The following is a 17,829-nucleotide window of genomic DNA, read 5'->3' on the forward strand; positions in this document are numbered from 1 at the left end:
GGGCTGGTGCGCTCAGCTCCGCTGGGCAATCAATCGCTCCAAGTCCCGCTTGAGTTGATGCAGCTGCACTGTGCCGATGTCTTTCATGACCTGGGACTCGTGCGCTCGTGCCTGCTCCAGCAAGGGTTTGACCTTGCGCTGCCCTGCGGCCGTGAGGCTCACGAGGCTTTGCCGTTTGTCGTGTGCGGCGTCGCAGCGCTTGACCCACCCGGCGTCTTGCATGCGGCCCACCAGCTTGGTCACGGTGGGTTGTTTGGCCAGCACGATGCTGGCGAGTTCGTTGATGCTCAAACTGTCTTTGCCAGACAGGCTGGCCATGACGCGCCACTCCATGAGGCTCAGGCCGCTGGCCTCGACCACGGCATGGAACTCGCTCGAAATCAAATGGCTGGCGCGTGCCAGCAAATAGGCCAGGTAGTCGTCGACGAAGCCTGGCGTGCTGCTCATGACAGTGCCACCGTGGTGCTGAACCGACCGCCTTGGTAGACGAGTGGGGCCGAGCCATCGCTGAAACCGCAGCGCTCCACCTCGCCCACAAAAATCACATGGTCGCCTTCTTCGTGACGGCTGCGGTTGTGGCATTCAAACCAGGCCAGCGCCCCATCCAAAATGGGCAAACCCGACTCGCCCAGCGTGTAAGCGGTGTCGGCAAAGCGGTCGCCCTTGCCGAAGGCAAAACGGTTGCAGACATCGAGCTGATCGGCGGCCAACACGTTCACCACGTAATGCGTGCCCGCATGGAACAGCGGTGCGCTGCTGGCGCCTTGCCCCAGGCTCCACAGCACCAGCGGCGGCGTGAGCGACACCGAGTTGAATGAACTGGCGGTGATGCCCATAAAGCTGCTGCTGGCCAAGTCGCCCTTGTGTGCGCCGGGCGCAAAGGTGGTGATGACGGTCACCCCCGTGGCAAAGCGCGACAAGGCTTGCTTGAAATGTGGCGTTTCAAAGTCTGGACTGAGCGCTTTGATGTGAGATGGGGGGGCTTGGTGCATGGGGGGATGATAGTTGAATTGCATGAATTTTCATATAAACTGACCATCCATGTCTGCAGGTGAACCGTTCAGAGCTGCAGGCCAAGGAGACAAGCATGCTGGTGGAGCGAATCGAAAACAGGTGGCTCGCGGCCTTTACCCGCACCTTCACGCTGTGCAAGGTGCAGCCTGGCGAAGTGGTTGCCATTTTGGCCGAAACCCAATCACGCCGGGTCAACGTGGACTTGGCCCGCCTCGCGCTGGAGGCCATGGGCGCCCGTGTGTTCGAAGTGACGTTGACGACGCCTGCGCTCACCGCTCCCGCGCCCGTGCGCTCCACAGGCGCCAGCGACGCGATTGGCCAGCTCGGCCCCGTGGTGGCTGCATTGGCCCGCGCCGACATGGTGGTGGACTGCACTGTCGAAGGCCTGCTGCACGCCCCCGAGTTGCCGACCATCATGAAGGGCGTGGACGGCCACATGCCGCGTCTCTTGATGGTGTCCAACGAGCACCCTGAAATTTTGGAGCGCACCGTGCCCGATCCGGCGCTCGAAGGCGTGGTCCGTTCGGCCATGAAGAAACTGCGTGGCGCGCAGCAGATGCATGTGACGTCTGCTGCAGGCACAGAACTGCGCGTGAACCTGAAACAGGGCGACCAACAAGCGGTGGTCGGCGGTGTGTGGGGCTTTTGCCCCAAGCCGGGCATGGTGTCGCACTGGCCCGCTGGGCTGGCGCTGGCTTTCCCGGCCGCAGGCAGTGTCAACGGCACGCTGGTCATGGCCCCGGGTGATGTGAACCTGACCTTCAAAAGCTATTTGCGCGACACGATCCGCCTGACCATTGAGAACGACAGCGTGGTCGCCATCGAGGGGCAGGGCGTGGATGTGGACATGATGCGCGGCTATTGGAAAGCCTGGGAAGACGCCGAGGGCCACCGCGCCGCTTATGCCGTCTCGCATGTGGGCTTTGGCCTGAACCCGGCGGCGCGTTGGGACGCCATGGCGTTTTACGACAAGCGCGACTGCAACGGCACCGAGTTGCGGGCCTTTGCGGGCAACTTTTTGTATTCCACCGGGGCCAACGAAGTCGCGGGCCGCCACACCCTGGGCCACTTTGACCTGCCCATGCGCGGCTGCACCATTCGGCTCGACGACACGGTGGTGGTCGATGCGGGCCAAGTCGTGAGCGCGGCGCTGGCATGAACGCACCAGCCTTTACGGATGTGGGTTTGTCCACACAGCCTGCTGTGGTGTTCTTGCATGGCGTGGGCGGTGGCCGGCACGGTTGGGCAGCGCAGCAAGCGCATGTGGCTGCTTTGGGCTGGCGCAGCCTGGCCTGGGACATGCCCGGTTATGGCGACAGCCCCATGGTCACCCCCTATGACTTTGCGCACTTGGCACAAGCCCTCTGGCAGATGCTGGACGCGGCGCACATCGAGCAGGCCGTGTTGGTGGGCCACAGCATGGGGGCCATGCTTGCCCTGCAAGCTTGGACGCAAAAGCCAGAGCGCATCCGTGGCCTGCTGCTGGCCGCCAGCAGCCCGGCGTTTGGCCACAGCGACGGTGATTTTCAAAAGCAGTTTTTGGCGCAGCGCCTGGCCCCGCTCGAGGCGGGCCAGAGCATGGGCGACATCGCGGGCAAGCTGATCCCCACCATGGCCGCGCCCGGTGGCCATGCCGCGCCCACGATCCCCGCCCATCTGGAGTCGGCGCACCAGAGCATGTCGGCCGTGCCGCCTGCCACCTACCGCGCCGCACTGCATGCGCTGGTGCAGTTTGAGCAACGCGCCGCATTGCCCACCCTCAGCGTGCCCGTGTTGTGCCTGGCGGCAGAGCATGACCGCACCGCACCGCCCTCCGTGATGGAACGCATGGCGCAAAAGATTCCGGGTGCGCGCTACGCCTGCCTGGCCGGGGCGGGGCATTTGCTGCACTACGAACAGCCTGCGGCGTTCAACGCCGAACTCGAAAAATTTCTGAAGGACGTGAAACCATGACCGACGTGCAAGCCCCCACTCAACCAGACGTCATGCCCATCTGTGGCGACGACTACCCCCTGACCGAGAAGCAGCAAAAGCTGATGGCACTGGCCCGGCAACTCGGCCGCGAAAAGTTTGCCCCCCGTGCCGCGCAGCTCGACCGCGACGCGCAGTTCCCGTTTGCCAACTACGACGACATGCGCGACTCGGGCCTGCTGGCGCTGTGCGTGCCCGAAGCGCATGGCGGGCAGGGGGCCGATTACGCCACTTATGCCATGGTCTCGGCCGAGATCGGGCGCTACTGTGGCGCCACCGCGCTCACCTTCAACATGCATGTCTGCACCATGCTCTGGAGCGGCTTGCTGTCCGAAGACCTGGAGATGACGCCCGAGCAACGCGCCTCACACCGCAATCACCAGGCCACCCACTTTGCCCGGGTGGTCAAAGACGGGGCGATTTACGCGCAACCTTTTTCAGAAGGCGGCGCTGCGGCTTCAGGGGCGCAACCCTTTGGCACCCTCGCTGTCAAGGTCGAGGGCGGCTGGCAGATCAATGGCAAAAAAATCTTCGCGTCTCTGTCCGATGCGGCCGATTACTTCGGCGTGCTCTGTACCGAGAAAAAAGAGGGCGCCGACCTTTCGCGCCGCGACACCCTGTACCTGGCCATCCCCCGCACGGCGCCGGGCCTGACCATCGAAGGCGACTGGGACCCGCTGGGCATGCGCGCCACCGTATCGCGCAATTTGATATTCAAAGACGTGTTCGTGCCCGACGACGCAGCGCTCATGCCGCAAGGCCTGTACTTTCAGGCCGCCAGCCGCTGGCCGCACATGTTCATGACGCTTTCGCCCACCTACATGGGCATCGCGCAAGCGGCTTACGACTTCACCGTGGCCTATTTGCGTGGCGAGATGGCGGGCACGGGCCCCGTCAAGCGCCGACAGTTCGCCACCAAGCAGATCGCGGTGGCCGAGATGTTCATCAAGCTCGAACAAACCCGCAACCTCTTTTTGCGCGCCATCGAAGACGCCAAGGTGGACCCGAGCAAGTCCACCCGGCTGCGTGCCTATGCCGCGCAGTACACCATCATGGAAAACGCACAAGACATCGCCCGTTTGGCGATCCGCACTTGCGGCGGTCAGTCCATGCTCAAAAGCCTGCCGCTGGAGCGCCTGTACCGCGATGCACGCTGCGGCTCGCTCATGCTGCCCTGGACAGCCGAGCTGTGCATGGACCGCATTGGCCGCGAAGCCTTGTACGAACCTGGCGAAAAAGACGAGTGATGTGGAGCGACGAAACCAGCCCCCTCGCGGCCCGCTTTGCGCAACTGGCGCAGGACTGCGGCACGCAGCCCGCCATGACCTTTCGGGGCGACGAGCGCAAAGCCACCCAGACCGGTGACAGCACCTTCGCCTACGACTTTGCCAAGTTCTGGCGGCGCGTGGCGCGCGTCACGGCGCACCTGCAATCGACTTGGGGGGTGCAGCCGGGCGACCGCGTGGCCTGGCTCGGCTTCAACCACGAGCTGCAGTTGGTCACGCTGGTGGCCTGCGCCCGTTTGGGCGCGGTGTTTTTGCCGCTCAACTTTCGCCTGGCTGTGCCCGAGCTGCAGCAGGTCATGCAGGACGCCCAGCCGCGCCTGCTGGTGCACGATGGCCACCATGCCATCACGGCCCAGGCGCTGCAAGGGGCGGACCTGGAGCACACCCACCACGACAGCCTGATTGCCACCGCCTCGCCTCGTGCGCTGCCACTGCTCAAAATGCACAGTGATGTGCATGGCGACTTGCCACTGCTGCTGGTCTACACCTCGGGCACCACAGGCGTGCCCAAGGGCGCGGTGCACACACAAGCTGCCCTGCTGGCCAATGCCCATGCCAGTGCCTGGGCACACGACTTTGGTCCGGGCGACAAGGTGCTGTCCACGTTGCCGATGTTCCATGTGGGCGGCCTGTGCATCCAGACCCTGCCTGCGCTGCTGGCGGGGGTGGAGGTGGTCTTGCATCCGCGCTTTGATCCATCGGCTTGGTTGGATGAAATGCACACCAGCCGCCCCACACTGTCCCTCTTGGTGCCCGCCACCATGCGCGCCGTGTTTGAACACCCGCGCTGGGTCGACACCCCGCTCGCTTGCCTGCGCGGCATCATGACCGGCTCGTCCACCGTGCCTGTGGCTTACCTCGAAACGCTGCATGCACGGGGCGTACCCGTGGGCCAGGTCTATGGCACCACCGAGACCGGTCCTGTGTCCATCGTGCTGCGCCTGCCGGATGCCATGGCCCGCGTGGGCGCGTCGGGCTGGCCGCACCCGCAGGCGCAGGTCAAACTGATGGACGCCCAAGGGCAGGAAGTTGGACAAGGCGAGACGGGTGAAGTCTGCATCCGCGCCCCCAACCTGATGCGTGGCTACTGGCGTGCCGACGGCGAGCCCAACACGGGTTTGCAGGACGGCTGGTTCCATTCGGGTGATTTGGGCCAGCGGGCCGAGGACGGCTGCATCACCATCGTGGGCCGCAGCAAGGACATGGTCATCTCGGGTGGCGAAAACATTTACCCGGCCGAAATCGAAAACCAGCTCGTCACCCTGCTCGGGGTGGCCGAGAGCGCGGTGGTCGGGCTGCCCGATGCGCGCTGGGGCGAAGTGCCTGTGGCGGTGCTGGTGCGCAGCCCAAACGCCGCGGGGCAGGCCTTGAGCGCCGAAGTCGTGCTGCAACACCTGCAGTCGCGCATCGCCCGATTCAAGCTGCCGCGCCGCGTGGTCTTCATGGACGCCCTGCCCAAAAGCGCATTGGGCAAGGTGCAAAAGCCCGCCTTGCAGGCCCTTTTGACCGGGACAAACCCTTAAAAACCAGCCCTTTCTTCGCCTGCGTGACAGCGCTGGCACACCTGCGTGGCATCATGATTTGATGCATCAAATCAAGGAGATACGCATGGTTCAACGCTCTCGCCATTTCACACGTCGCCCGGTCCTGGGCCTGGCGGCTGCAGTGCTGTTGTCGACAACGTCCATGGCCTGGGCGCAAACCGCTTGGCCCAACAAGCCGGTCAAGATCGTGGTGCCTTTTGCACCCGGCGGCACCACCGACATCCTGGCCCGCGCCATCGCACCTGACCTGGGTAAAGCCTTTGGCCAACAGTTCGTCATCGAGAACAAGGGCGGTGCAGGCGGCAACCTGGGGGCCGAACAAGTGGCCAAGTCGGCTGGAGACGGCTACACCCTGCTCATGGGCACCGTGGGCACGCACGGCATCAACCGCGCCCTGTACGCCAAGCTGCCCTACGACCCCTTCAAGGACTTTGTCCCCATCACCCTCGTGGCGGGCGTGCCCAACGTGATGGTGGTCAATGCCGAAAAAGCAGCGGCCAACAAGATCAACACGGTCAACGACTTCATCCAATACGCCAAAGCCAATCCCGGCAAGCTGAACATGGCCTCCAGCGGCAATGGCACCTCCATCCACTTGGCGGGCGAGTTGTTCAAATCGCAGACCGGCACCTTCATGGCGCACATCCCTTACCGTGGCTCCGGCCCGGCTTTGCTGGATTTGGCGGGCGGCAGCATGGACGTGATGTTCGACAACCTGCCCTCGGCCATGCAACTCATCAAGGCGGGCAAACTCAAGGCGCTGGCCGTGACCAGCAGCCAGCGCTCGGCAGCCCTGCCTGATTTGCCGACGGTGGAAGAGGCGGCCGGACTCAAGGGCTTTGAAGCCAGCAGCTGGTTCGGTTTGCTGGCCCCGGCAGGCACGCCCGCCGATGTGGTCAGCCGCATTCAGCAAGAGGTCGCCAAGTCGCTGGCCTCTGCGGCCATGAAGGAGCGCTTGGCCACTTTGGGGGCCATCCCCAGTGGCAACACGCCGGCCCAGTTTGCCGCGCTGATTGACGCCGAGCACAAGAAGTGGGCCGAAGTCGTCAAAGCCTCGGGCGCCAAGGTCGACTGATGGCCTGGTTTGACGGCTTCGAGCGGCAAACCCTCACGGTGGATGGCTCGCCCGTCTGCTTTCGCCGATCGGCCGATTGGGCTGCGCAAGCGCACCTGCCTGTGCTGGTGCTGCTGCACGGCTTTCCGCAAACGCATGTCATGTGGCACCGCGTCGCGCAAAGCTTGCGCGGTCGTTATCGCTTGCTCATGCCCGACCTTCGGGGCTATGGCGACTCGTCGCACGCCGTGGGCGACGCCGAGCACGCGCACTACAGCAAACGCGCCATGGCGCAAGAAGTGGTGGGCCTGCTCGACACCTTGGGCGTGGGCGACTTCTTCCTGTGCGGTCACGACCGGGGTGGCCGCGTCGCACACCGGCTGGCGCTGGACCATGCCCCGCGCGTCAAGAAGTTGTGCGTCATCGACATTGCGCCCACCTTCGACATGTACAGCGGTCACTGGGGGACTTGGCCGGGCAAAACCCCCGAGGTCTCCGGCCCTGTGGCCGACCCTTACTTTGTGTTTGCACAGGCCTACTACCACTGGTTTCACCTGACACAGCCTGCTCCGCTGCCCGAGTTCATGATCGGCGGCAACCCCAAGCCTTATCTGCACGCCAAGCTCGGCGGCTGGGGCAGTCAGGGCTTGGGCTACATCGAGCCTGACGCCTTGGCCGAATACGAACGCGCCTTTTGTAACCCCGCACTCAATGACAAGGGTTGGTCCGCTGCGATCCACAGCGCGGCCGAAGACTACCGCGCCAGCGCGGGCATCGACCTGCAGCACGACCGCGAAGGCCGAGAGCGGGGCGACAAAATTGCCTGCGATACCCTGGTGCTGTGGGGAAGCCGAGGCGTGGTCAACCGCATGTTCAAACCCGTCGAGCTGTGGCAGGCGCAATGCGCGGGCCATGTGTCTGGTCAGGTCATGGCCTCAGGCCACTTCATTCCCGAGGAACTGCCCGAAGCCACCAGCGACGCGCTGGCCAACTGGATGGTTTGATTGTGTAGGCGCAACGCCCTCGCTGCGAAAAGCAGACAGGGGTGAACAGCTAAGCGCTCAAGCGCCGCAGCACTTTTTGTATTTTTTACCGCTGCCGCAGTTGCACGCATCGTTGCGGCCTGGCGTGGCTTCCTTGATGACTTGCGCCACGCGGGGCCCGATGTTGCGCCAGATCTCGCGCAGGTCATACACCGCCCACAAAGCTTCGCCGTAGGCGTTCAGGCGGTTCTCGCTCACGCTGGGCGGACCGTCTTCCGACAGGGCCGACAAAGTGGGTACATCGCTGTCGTCTTCGGTCAAGGCCACGACCGCTTCGAGCGACAGGTCATGCCACTTGGCCGCGTCTTTGTCCTTGGGCGTGGCCCACTCGTCAGGCCAGTTTTCCACCGCGAACATGAAGCCCAGGGCCCAGACCTGGGCAAACGACGGGATCTCGCTGTCGTCGATTTCTTCACGCTCTTCGGGGGGCAGCGACGCGATCGCGCCGCGCACGTCCATCACTTCTGGGGCATAGGCCTTGTCGTCGTCCAGCGCCTCCACGGGGGTGTCGAGTGCGCGCTGGATTTCATCAAAACGGCGCTGCCACAAGGCCATGAACTGTTGGCGCTGAGCGTCGTCGGCAAAGCTGCCGCCATCCCTCTCGTCCGGGTCAATGCCCAGCAGCATGGGCAGCCACTCGCTGTCGGGAATGGCGCGACGGCAGCACACCAGCGCCGCCATGAAACCCTCACAAAACTCCCACTGCGGCGTCTCTTCAAAGCGCTCGCGCAGGTCGTCCAGGATGTTGTCCAAGGTGTCAAAGTCTTCGGCTTCCAAGCCAGCGGTCGTGTTCATGGGGGTTCCTGTTTTGCAGGCTTGGATTGTAGGTGGGCGGCACAAGCATCGCCACGCGGGCGTGTCAGCGCAGCACGAGCCTAGACGGAAAGGGGGTTCAGCGCCACGCCGCAGCGCTCCAGGCGCTTTTTCATGCAGAGCACTTGGGCGTCTTTGCTGTGCAGGGCGGCGGTGTGGGCCACGGCCAAGTCGATGAACTTTTGGTCGTCGGCGTCTTTGCAGGCGTAGGGGGCTTTGGGTGCGTCGGGCTGCAGTTGGGCCCAACGGTCAAAGTGGCCCAGCACCGCGCTGGCGGGCAGCTCGCGGTGCGTCAGACGTTTGGCGATTTGCGGGTAGGCCAGCACGCGGGCCAGCTCTTCGCGCATGGCAGCGGTGGCCAGCCACTGTGTGCTGCCGCTCTCCACGCTGGTGCGCAGTGCTTGGGCCTTGGGTTCGTCAAACACCCACAGGTCGAGCACGATGTTGGTGTCCAGCACGCGGCGTGTCGAGGTTTGAACCCCATCTGCGCCGGCGCCATCACGCCAGATGGTGTTCTCCTCAAGGTTCACCAGGGCGCCCCGCTCCCAACTCATGGAGCAGACGTTCCCGATGCGTCGGGGCCTGAGGTGACCGTTGGGCTGTTGCTGCCATCGCTGGGTGAGCGCTTCAAGCTGCCCTTGATCATGTCAAAGCGAAACAGCCGGCATTCGATGGGGCCGTTCCACATGGGCACGCGGCGCGATTCTTTCAGGCGCATTTTGCTGGGCAGCTTCAGATCGGGCGTGAGCATCCAGGCGCTCCAGCCGCTGTAGTTCTTCTTCCAGTGGCTGGCCAGTTGGGCGAAGAAGTCGACGCTGTCGTCGCCGTCTTGGGTTTGGGCGGTTTCGCGGTGGTGGCTTGGGTCGGCGGCACGAGAACTTGCCAGCGCACCTGGCTGGAAGTTGTCTCGCCCACGCCCGGCCACACCCGCTGCGGCAATGCGCTCGCCATAAGGCGGGTTGAGCAGCAAGACGCCCGGCGTCTCGCTGGGGGGCATGCGTTGCAGGGCGTCGCCACCCCGGAACTCGATCACACCCGACACGCCTGCGCGTTCGGCGTTGCGCTCGGCAAAGTCAACCATACGGAATGCCACATCGCTGCCAAAAATGGGTGCGGTGGGTTCGTGCTCGTGGTCGCGGGCTTCATCGATCAAGCCTTGCCAGACGTGGTTCTGGAAGGGCAGCAATTTTTCGAAACCAAAGCGGCGCTGCAAACCAGGGGCAATGCCGCAGGCGATTTGCGCCGCTTCGATCGGGATGGTGCCGCTGCCGCAGCAGGGGTCGTACAGCGGGGTGGTGCCGTCCCAGCCACTGGCCGCGAGCATGGCGGCGGCCAGGGTTTCCTTCAAGGGCGCGTCACCCTTGTCGGTGCGCCAGCCGCGTTTGAACAGCGGCTCGCCCGAGGTGTCGATGTAGAGCGTGAGGGTTTCGGGTGTGACGTGGGCGTAGATGCGCACATCGGGCCAACTGGTGTCGACGCTGGGGCGCTCGCCGCGCTTGGCGCGAAACCGGTCGGCCACCGCGTCTTTGATTTTGAGGGCCGCAAAGTTCAGACTGGTCAGCGGGCTGTGCTGTGCGGTGATGTCGATCTTGAAGGTTTGTTGGGGGGTGAACCAGATTTCCCACGCCACTTCGCTGGCGGCACGGTACAGGTCGTTTTCGTTGCGGTAGTCGGTGACGGACAGTTGCACCAGCACGCGTTGGGTCAGGCGGCTGTGCAGGTTGATGCGCATGGCGTCGCGCCACGAGGCGCGGGCCATCACGCCACCGCGTCCGGTCATCAGGTCGTGGCCTGTGAGGCCCGTGATGGCGTGGACCTCGTCGGCCAAAAAGCCCTCAACGCCAGCGGCGCAAGGCATGAACAGGTTCAATGAATTCACTCAAATACTCTCAAAGGGTTTTGCGCAGGTTGGCAGGCGCGATCTTCAGGGCTTCGCGGTACTTGGCCACCGTGCGGCGGGCGCAATCGATGCCTTGCTCTTTCAGCATCTCGGAAATCTGGTTGTCCGACAGCGGTTTGGCGGGTTTTTCAGCGGCGACAAACTGCTTGATGAGCGCCCGCACGGCGGTGCTTGATGCGGCGCTGCCGCTGTCGGTGCCCAGCCCCGAGCCAAAGAAGTACTTCAGCTCAAACGTGCCCTGCGGGGTGGACATGTATTTGGCCGTGGTCACGCGGCTGATGGTGGACTCGTGCATGCCCAACTCGTCAGCGATCTCGCGCAGCACCAGCGGGCGCATGGCCAGCTCGCCGTGCGTGAGGAAATTCTTTTGGCGTTCCACGATGGCGGTGGACACGCGCAAGATGGTGTCAAAGCGCTGCTGGATGTTTTTGATGAACCAACGCGCTTCTTGCAGGCGCTGTTGCAAGCCCGCATGAGACGAGCCTTTGCTGCCGCGCAGGGCGTTGGCATAGATGTCGTGCACGCGCAATTTGGGCATCACGTCCGGGTTGAGCTGGATGCGAAATTTCGGCGTGGCGGTCTTGCTGGTGTTCACCACCAACACATCGGGGATGATGATGTTTTGCTCGGCCTGCACAAAGGGTCGGCCGGGCTTGGGCTCCAGCCTGGCGATGAAGGGGATGGCGGCTTTGACCCAGGCTTCGTCCAAGCCGCACGAGACGGCCAGGCGCTTGAAGTCGCGTTTGGCCAACATCTCCAGGGGCTGCTTGCAAATGGCCAGCGCGGCTTGGGCGACTTCATCCTCCGGATCGTCCTTCAGCCAGGCTTTGATTTGGATGCGCAGGCATTCGGCCAAATCGCGGGCGCCCACGCCCACGGGTTCGAGCGACTGCAGCAATCCCAGTGCCACGGTGAAGCGGTGCACCAGTTCGTCGATCTGTTCATGGTCATCGCTGCCGGCCAAGCTGGCCGCCAGTTCGGGCAGGGACTCGGTCAGATAACCGTCGTCGTTGAGCGATTCAATCAAAAAGCGCAGGGCGGCACTGTCCACTTCGGACAAGCGCAGCGACAAGGCTTGGCGGTGCAAAAAATCGGTCAGGGAGCCGCTGCTGCGGGCCAGGTCGATGGCGTCGGCGGTTTCTTCGCCGTTGCTTTGCCGAGGGCCGGCATCGCCGCCCCATTCGCTGTCGTCGGGGCGCATGTCCACGCTGCCATCGCCATCCCAGCTTTCGGCCACATCGGTGACGGCTTCGTCGCGGGTTTCGCTGGGCCCATCTTCGCTGCTGCTGGACGTGCTGGCGCTTTCACTGACCCGGTCGCCCAGGCTGACGTGCGTGTCGGACTGCGGAAGACCAAAGGCTTCGGCGGCGGCCTCCTCTTCGCTGCGCTCGAGAAACGGGTTTTCGTCCAGCATCTGGTCGACCTCCTGCGACAGCTCCAGCGTGGACAGTTGCAGCAGGCGGATCGATTGTTGCAACTGGGGCGTGAGCGCCAGGTGCTGGGACATGCGCAGCGACAGACCGGGTTTCATGGCTGTGCTTTCATGGGGTGGTCGGGCGGTGTGGGTTTCATCACATTCGGAAGTGTTCGCCCAGGTACACCCGGCGGACCTCGGCATTGGACACGATTTCGTCAGGCGTGCCTTCGGCCAGCACACGGCCTTCGCTGATGATGTAGGCGTGGTCGCAAATGCCCAGCGTCTCGCGCACATTGTGGTCGGTGATGAGCACGCCGATGCCGCGTTGCTTGAGGAAGGCGATGATGCGTTGAATTTCGATCACCGCAATCGGATCGATGCCGGCAAAGGGCTCGTCCAGCAAAATGAAGCGCGGGTCCGTGGCCAAAGCGCGCGCAATCTCGACGCGCCGGCGCTCTCCGCCCGACAGGGCCAGGGCAGGCGAGTCGCGCAGGTGCTCGACGCGCAAATCGGCCAACAAATCGCTCAGGCGTTTTTCGATGTCTGCGGACGACAAGGCTCGGCCTTGCGCATCGGTTTGCAGCTCCAAAATGGCCCGCACGTTTTGGGCCACTGTGAGTTTGCGAAAGATCGAGGCCTCTTGCGGCAGGTAGGACAAGCCCATGCGTGAGCGCTTGTGGATGGGCATGCGCGTGACGTCGTGGCCGTCGATCAGAATTTGCCCACCATCGCCACGCACCAGGCCGACGATCATGTAGAAAGAGGTGGTTTTGCCCGCACCGTTGGGACCCAGCAGGCCGACCACCGCGCCTTTTTCGACCTCAACGGACACGTCGTGCACCACCTTGCGGCTGCCATAGGCTTTCTTCAGGTGGTGCGCCACCAAGCTGCTGCTGATGACGGGTGCATTCATGGTTTTTTGCTCTCGCCTGTGCCAGGACTGAGCCGCAAAGCCGGCAAGGCGGGGCTGGCGGGGGGCGCCGCCGCAGGCGCGGCTGCGGACTTGCTGCTTCGAGGGGTCAGCACGGCCCGCACGCGTTGATCGCGCGGGTCTGTGGATTTCGTGCCCGGGGCAGGGCGGTCGACCGTCATCACTTCGGTGCTGTTGTTGAAGACGATTTTTTGCCCGGTGATCTGATCGGCCAAAACGGTGCCGCGCAAAATGCGCAACTCGGCCCGCTGCACCAAGGTCACCACGTCGGCTTGGCTGTCATAAATCACCATTTCGCCCTCGCCCTCGGTGAACTCGTCCACGCCTTCGCGCTTTTGGCGGAAAAACACACGTTCATTGGGGGCCGCCCAAATTTGGGCGATTTGCTGCCCATTTTTGTCTTGTTGCACTTCCATCCGAGCGCCGCGCAGCACCATGGTGCCTTTGAAAGCCACCACCTGGCCCGTGAAGTGGGTCAGCAGTTTGTTTTCGTCGTGACGCATGGCATCCGCTTCGATCAGCAAGGGCTTGTCGCGGTCGGCTTTTTCGGCCCAAGCGGGCATGCCAAGCCCACACATCCCTGCGGCAAAAAGGACGATGATGTGGCGTATTTTCATTAAGGGCATGAATCTTGCTGATTGGGGTGTTTGGATTGTAGGGGTTGGCGCGGCCAGATGGGGGGCCACGCGGGCGCTGAGGGCATAAAAAAACCCGACCAAACAAGCGCTTGGACGGGCTGGGGCTGAGCAGGGCTCAGCGCGACGCAAGGGCGCTGCCTTATTTCTTGGCGCCTGCCGAGCGCGATTGCGCGATCAAGGATTCGGCCACTTTCAGCGCCCGCTCCATGCTGCCGGCCAAGGTGCCGTCGATGTAGTAACGCCCGGCCACTCCCAGAGAGGGCACGCCTTCGACTTTGAAGTCGTTTTGCAGTTGCACAGCACGCTTGAGTTTGCTGGCCACGCCAAAGGACTTGTACACCTCGTTGAACTTGGCTTTGTCGACACCTTGCTTTTCGGCCCAGGCCAGCACGCTGGCATCGGTGTTGAGCATCAGTTTTTCCACGTGGATGGCGGCAAACACCTTGGGGTGCAGCGTTTCCATCAGGTTCATGGCTTCGATGGTGAAAAACAAACGCTGCTGCGGCGCAAAGTCATCGCGGAAAGACACCGGCATGCGGCGAACCACCACATCTTTGGGCGCATTTTTGACCCATTGGGCAAAACTGGGCTCAAACTGATTGCAATGGGGGCAGCTGTACCAAAAAAACTCGATCAGCTCGATTTTTCCCGTGCCCGATTCGGTGGCCACGGGGCGCTCCAAGGTCAGGAAGTCCTTGCCAGATTTGAACAGGGCGGCTTGGGCCCAAGCCACGGGGGCGTTCAACCAAGCGGTGGCGGTCAACGCGAGGGTCGAAAACAAACGGCGTTTCATGTCGGTACTCCAAAAAAGAAGGCGGCTTCAGCGTTGAACGCGCACCAAGGTGTTGTCCAGGCCGCTGCCTTCGAGGCGTGTGCGGATGCGTTCGGCAGCGGTTTTGTCGGTGTACGGCCCCAAGCGTACGCGATACACGGTGCGGCCCGCTTGGTCGCGCTCAGAAACCTTGGCGTCCAGGCCCATTAAGGCGAGCTTGGCTTTTTGGGCGTCGGCATCGGCCAAGGTGCGGTAGGCGCCCACCTGGATCACGTAGTCAAACGGGTCGGCGGCATTGCCAGAACCTGCGGGTGTGGACAGACTCGACTTGGACTTGGCCAAGTCACCCAGCGGATCGGCCGTGACGGCTGGGCGGGGTTCGGCTTTGGGGAGGTCGGCGGCTGTTTTGCCCGGATCGCCCGTGGAGGCTTTGTCGCTGGCTGCGTCTTGTTTGGGCGCTGTGGCGGCGGGTGGCGCCACAGGCGCCTCTGCAGGGGGTTTGGGCTGGAACACGCTGTTGGGATTCCAGTCTTTGTTTTTCTCAGTTTCCTGAACGTCTTGGTCGTTGGTGCGGGGCTGGTTTTTGTTGGAAAACGGCGTGGGCACCTTGGTCACATAAATGGCCACCGCCAAGGCCACACCCAAGCCCAGCACCAAGCCGATGATGAAGCCCAAAAAAGTACCGCCGCGTTGGCTGTGCAGTTTCATGACACGCCCCTTCACATTTTGTGCGGAGCCGACACGCCCAGCACTTGCAGACCGTTGCGCAGCACCTGTGCGGTCGCTGCCACCAGCGCCAAGCGCGCTTGTTTGACCGCTTCGTCGTCCACCAAGATGCGCTCGGCATCGTAGTAGCTGTGGTAGAGCGAGGCCAAATCGCGCAGGTAAAACGTCACATCGTGGGGCGCAAAGTCGGTGGCGGCAGACGTCAGCATGTCGGGGTATTTGGCCAGGGCCAACATGAGCGCGTGGGCTTGCGGGCTTTGCAGTGGCGACAAGTCGACGTGGGCCAGTTTGGCCACATCACCCCCGTCTTTTTCCTTCCAGGCCGCCAGCACCGAGCAGATGCGTGCATGGGCGTACTGCACGTAATAGACCGGGTTGTCGTTGTTCTGGGCCAAGGCCAAGTCGATGTCGAAGATGTATTCGGTGTCGGGCTTGCGTGACAGCAAAAAGAAACGCACCGCGTCTTTGCTGGTCCACTCGATCAGGTCGCGCAGCGTCACGTAGCTGCCCGCACGTTTGGAAATCTTGACCTCTTCACCGCCCCGCATCACACGCACCATGGTGTGCAGCACGTAGTCGGGGTAGCCCTCGGGGATGCCCACATGGGCCGCTTGCAAGCCTGCACGTACCCGGGCAATCGTGCCGTGGTGGTCCGTGCCCTGGATGTTGACCACGCGGGTGAAACCGCGCTCCCACTTGGCGATGTGGTAAGCCACATCGGGCACAAAGTAGGTGTAGGTGCCGTCGCCCTTGCGCATGACGCGGTCTTTGTCGTCGCCGTAGTCGGTGGATTTGAGCCACAGCGCGCCGTCTTGTTCGTAGGTTTTGCCCGCGTCCTTGAGCTTTTGCACGGCCGCATCGACCTTGCCGCTGGTGTAGAGGCTGGACTCGAGGTAATAGTTGTCAAAGCGAACGTCAAAGGCCTTGAGGTCCAAGTCTTGTTCTCGGCGCAAATAGGCCACGGCGAATTCGCGCATGCCGTCCACGTCGTTCACATCGCCGCTGGCGGTGCAGCTGCGGTCGTCGGATTGCACGGTTTTGCCCGCCAAAAAATCATTGGCGATGTCCTGGATGTAGTCGCCGTTGTAGAACGCCTTGCTCTCGGGGTTATCCGGGTCCGTGGGCCAAGTCGCATCGCCGGGCTGAATACCTTTCGCCCGCATGTGCGTGCTCTTGGCCAAGGTGCCGATCTGCACGCCCGCGTCGTTGTAATAGAACTCGCGGTAGACCTGCTGGCCTTGGGTGGCCAGCAAGTTGCAAATGGCGTCGCCCAAAGCCGCTTGGCGGCCGTGCCCCACATGCAAGGGGCCGGTGGGGTTGGCCGACACAAACTCGACCAGCACTTTGCCGGCTTGGGCCGCTTGATGGCCGAAGCACTCGGCCGCTTGCAGCACTTCGTGCACCACGGCTTGCTTGGCCGCGTCTTTCAAGCGGATGTTGATGAAACCCGGACCTGCCAGCTCAATGGCATCCACCCAACGCTCAAAAGCCGGGGTGGCGAGCAGCGCTTGGCGCAGGGTTTCGCCCAGTTGCCGGGGGTTTTGCTGGAGGGCTTTGGCCAACTGCATGGCCGCGGTGCAGGCCAAGTCGCCGTGGGCGGCCACTTTGGGCGATTCGAAGGCCGCGCGTGCACCGGCACCGGGTTGAAGTTGTTCGAGTTCAGCGGCCAGGGCCGTGAGCAATTGGTGTTTGGCAGAAAGCATGGGGGGATTTTACGGGCAGGGACTGAACACCCTGTGGTGCAAGGACCCGCCCCGGTCTTTTGGGCTCAAGGCGCTGCGGTTTGCCAGTAACCGGGTTGCGCGTAATGCTGTTTCAGGTGGTCAATCCAGAGCCGAACGCGCAGCGGCAGGTGCTTGCGCTGAGGGAAGACCACAAAAATGCCGTTGGGCGGGGCGGCAAAGTCCTCCAGCACCGCCACCAACTGACCAGAGCGGATTTCGCCTTCCACTTCCCAGGTGCTGCGCCAAGCGATGCCATACCCGGCCAAGCACCAGTCGTGCAGCACTTGGCCATCTGAGCAGTCCAGTGGTCCGCCTGGTCGCAGGTGCACCACATCGTGGCCATCGGCGGCCGGGTTGCGAAAGGCCCACCCTCGGGTTTGTGAGGCGTCGCTCGACAACGTCAGGCAGTCGTGCTGCAGCAACTCCGACGGTTGCAAGGGCGTGCCGCGCCGCGCCAAATAGGACGGGGTGGCCACACACAGCCGTCGGTTGTCCGCCATGCGCACGCTGACCAGTGAGGAGTCGGGCAAATCACCCACACGCACCGCGCAGTCAAATCCCTCGGCAGCCAGGTCCACGACCCGGTCACTCAAGTTGAGCGAAATCGACACATCGGGGTGCATTTCGCGAAAGCGGGGCACCAGGGGGGCCACATGCCGGCGTCCGAAACCGGCCGGTGCGGTGATGCGCAAATGCCCGCTGGCTTTGACACCGCCCGCCGACACGCTGGCTTCGGCATTGGCCACATCCGAGAGCAAGCGCTGACAATCTTCCAAGAAGGCGCTGCCTTCGTGGGTGAGCGTGATGCGCCGGGTGGTGCGCACCAGCAGCTTCACCCCCAAACTTTCTTCCAGCGCATCGAGTCTGCGCCCGATGATGGCCGGGGCCACGCCCTCGTTCCGGGCTGCAGCGGTCAGGCTGCCTTTGGTGGCCACCGAGACGAAAGTTTCAAAGGCTTTGAGCTTGTCCATGCGGGCCCATTATGCGGCTTTAAGT

The 17,829-nt window shown here is 63.2% G+C and carries 18 protein-coding genes; 6 read left to right on the forward strand and 12 right to left on the reverse strand.

Features of this window, described 5'->3' with window-relative positions; translation table 11 throughout:
* Positions 1–12 precede the first annotated feature (12 nt).
* Both ACHEXK_RS00955 and ACHEXK_RS00960 read right to left on the reverse strand, forming a co-directional pair.
* Positions 13–447: a MarR family winged helix-turn-helix transcriptional regulator gene (locus ACHEXK_RS00955; protein ID WP_416547386.1), complete on the reverse strand. Its 435-nt coding sequence runs from the start codon at positions 445–447 to the stop codon at positions 13–15.
* Complete coding sequence (locus tag ACHEXK_RS00960; RefSeq protein WP_416547387.1) at positions 444–992, reverse strand: flavin reductase family protein; 549 nt, start codon at positions 990–992, stop codon at positions 444–446. The genes ACHEXK_RS00955 and ACHEXK_RS00960 overlap by 4 nt, the downstream gene beginning before the upstream one ends.
* A gap of 95 nt (positions 993–1,087) precedes the next feature.
* Between ACHEXK_RS00960 and ACHEXK_RS00965 the strand changes: the two genes are divergently transcribed.
* From ACHEXK_RS00965 to ACHEXK_RS00990, 6 genes are all read left to right on the forward strand, one after another.
* Entirely contained in the window at positions 1,088–2,173 is a 1,086-nt protein-coding gene (locus tag ACHEXK_RS00965; protein ID WP_416547388.1) for a peptidase M29, read from the forward strand.
* Positions 2,170–2,967 carry an alpha/beta fold hydrolase gene (locus ACHEXK_RS00970; protein WP_416547389.1) on the forward strand — a complete coding sequence of 266 codons (798 nt, stop codon included), beginning with the start codon at positions 2,170–2,172 and terminating at the stop codon, positions 2,965–2,967. The genes ACHEXK_RS00965 and ACHEXK_RS00970 overlap by 4 nt, the downstream gene beginning before the upstream one ends.
* Positions 2,964–4,232 carry an acyl-CoA dehydrogenase family protein gene (locus ACHEXK_RS00975; protein WP_416547390.1) on the forward strand — a complete coding sequence of 423 codons (1,269 nt, stop codon included), beginning with the start codon at positions 2,964–2,966 and terminating at the stop codon, positions 4,230–4,232. Before ACHEXK_RS00970 ends, ACHEXK_RS00975 begins: the two co-directional genes overlap by 4 nt.
* A complete protein-coding gene (locus tag ACHEXK_RS00980) occupies positions 4,232–5,794 on the forward strand; it encodes a class I adenylate-forming enzyme family protein (RefSeq protein WP_416547391.1) in 1,563 nt (520 codons plus the stop codon). Before ACHEXK_RS00975 ends, ACHEXK_RS00980 begins: the two co-directional genes overlap by 1 nt.
* An 85-nt stretch (positions 5,795–5,879) precedes the next feature.
* Positions 5,880–6,890: a Bug family tripartite tricarboxylate transporter substrate binding protein gene (locus ACHEXK_RS00985; RefSeq protein ID WP_416547392.1), complete on the forward strand. Its 1,011-nt coding sequence runs from the start codon at positions 5,880–5,882 to the stop codon at positions 6,888–6,890.
* Entirely contained in the window at positions 6,890–7,873 is a 984-nt protein-coding gene (locus ACHEXK_RS00990; protein ID WP_416547393.1) for an alpha/beta fold hydrolase, read from the forward strand. Before ACHEXK_RS00985 ends, ACHEXK_RS00990 begins: the two co-directional genes overlap by 1 nt.
* Before the next feature lie 57 nt (positions 7,874–7,930).
* Here the strand turns inward: ACHEXK_RS00990 and ACHEXK_RS00995 are convergent, their stop codons facing one another.
* The 10 genes from ACHEXK_RS00995 to ACHEXK_RS01040 all read right to left on the reverse strand — a co-directional run bounded on the left by ACHEXK_RS00995 (position 7,931) and on the right by ACHEXK_RS01040 (position 17,804).
* Positions 7,931–8,707: a UPF0149 family protein gene (locus tag ACHEXK_RS00995; protein ID WP_416547394.1), complete on the reverse strand. Its 777-nt coding sequence runs from the start codon at positions 8,705–8,707 to the stop codon at positions 7,931–7,933.
* 80 nt (positions 8,708–8,787) lie between these two features.
* Entirely contained in the window at positions 8,788–9,183 is a 396-nt protein-coding gene (locus ACHEXK_RS01000) for a PIN domain-containing protein (protein ID WP_416548804.1), read from the reverse strand.
* Positions 9,184–9,275: 92 nt separating this feature from the next.
* Positions 9,276–10,604, reverse strand: coding sequence for a THUMP domain-containing class I SAM-dependent RNA methyltransferase (locus tag ACHEXK_RS01005; protein WP_416547395.1), 1,329 nt, complete (start codon positions 10,602–10,604; stop codon positions 9,276–9,278).
* 10 nt (positions 10,605–10,614) lie between these two features.
* Positions 10,615–12,156 (reverse strand): RNA polymerase factor sigma-54, encoded by a 1,542-nt coding sequence (locus ACHEXK_RS01010; protein ID WP_416547396.1) that lies wholly within the window; start codon positions 12,154–12,156, stop codon positions 10,615–10,617.
* A 40-nt stretch (positions 12,157–12,196) separates the two neighbouring features.
* Positions 12,197–12,955, reverse strand: a complete 759-nt coding sequence (lptB, locus tag ACHEXK_RS01015) for an LPS export ABC transporter ATP-binding protein (RefSeq protein WP_416547397.1) — start codon at positions 12,953–12,955, stop codon at positions 12,197–12,199.
* Entirely contained in the window at positions 12,952–13,590 is a 639-nt protein-coding gene (gene lptA, locus ACHEXK_RS01020; protein WP_416547398.1) for a lipopolysaccharide transport periplasmic protein LptA, read from the reverse strand. Before lptA ends, lptB begins: the two co-directional genes overlap by 4 nt.
* A gap of 160 nt (positions 13,591–13,750) precedes the next feature.
* Complete coding sequence (locus ACHEXK_RS01025; protein ID WP_416547399.1) at positions 13,751–14,404, reverse strand: thiol:disulfide interchange protein DsbA/DsbL; 654 nt, start codon at positions 14,402–14,404, stop codon at positions 13,751–13,753.
* 27 nt (positions 14,405–14,431) lie between these two features.
* Positions 14,432–15,091, reverse strand: a complete 660-nt coding sequence (locus ACHEXK_RS01030) for an SPOR domain-containing protein (RefSeq protein WP_416547400.1) — start codon at positions 15,089–15,091, stop codon at positions 14,432–14,434.
* A gap of 11 nt (positions 15,092–15,102) precedes the next feature.
* Complete coding sequence (gene argS, locus ACHEXK_RS01035; protein WP_416547401.1) at positions 15,103–16,812, reverse strand: arginine--tRNA ligase; 1,710 nt, start codon at positions 16,810–16,812, stop codon at positions 15,103–15,105.
* A 65-nt stretch (positions 16,813–16,877) separates the two neighbouring features.
* Positions 16,878–17,804, reverse strand: coding sequence for a LysR family transcriptional regulator (locus tag ACHEXK_RS01040; protein WP_416547402.1), 927 nt, complete (start codon positions 17,802–17,804; stop codon positions 16,878–16,880).
* Positions 17,805–17,829 lie beyond the last annotated feature (25 nt).

This window comes from Limnohabitans sp. DCL3, from assembly GCF_048019295.1.
Classification (GTDB): domain Bacteria; phylum Pseudomonadota; class Gammaproteobacteria; order Burkholderiales; family Burkholderiaceae_C; genus Limnohabitans_A.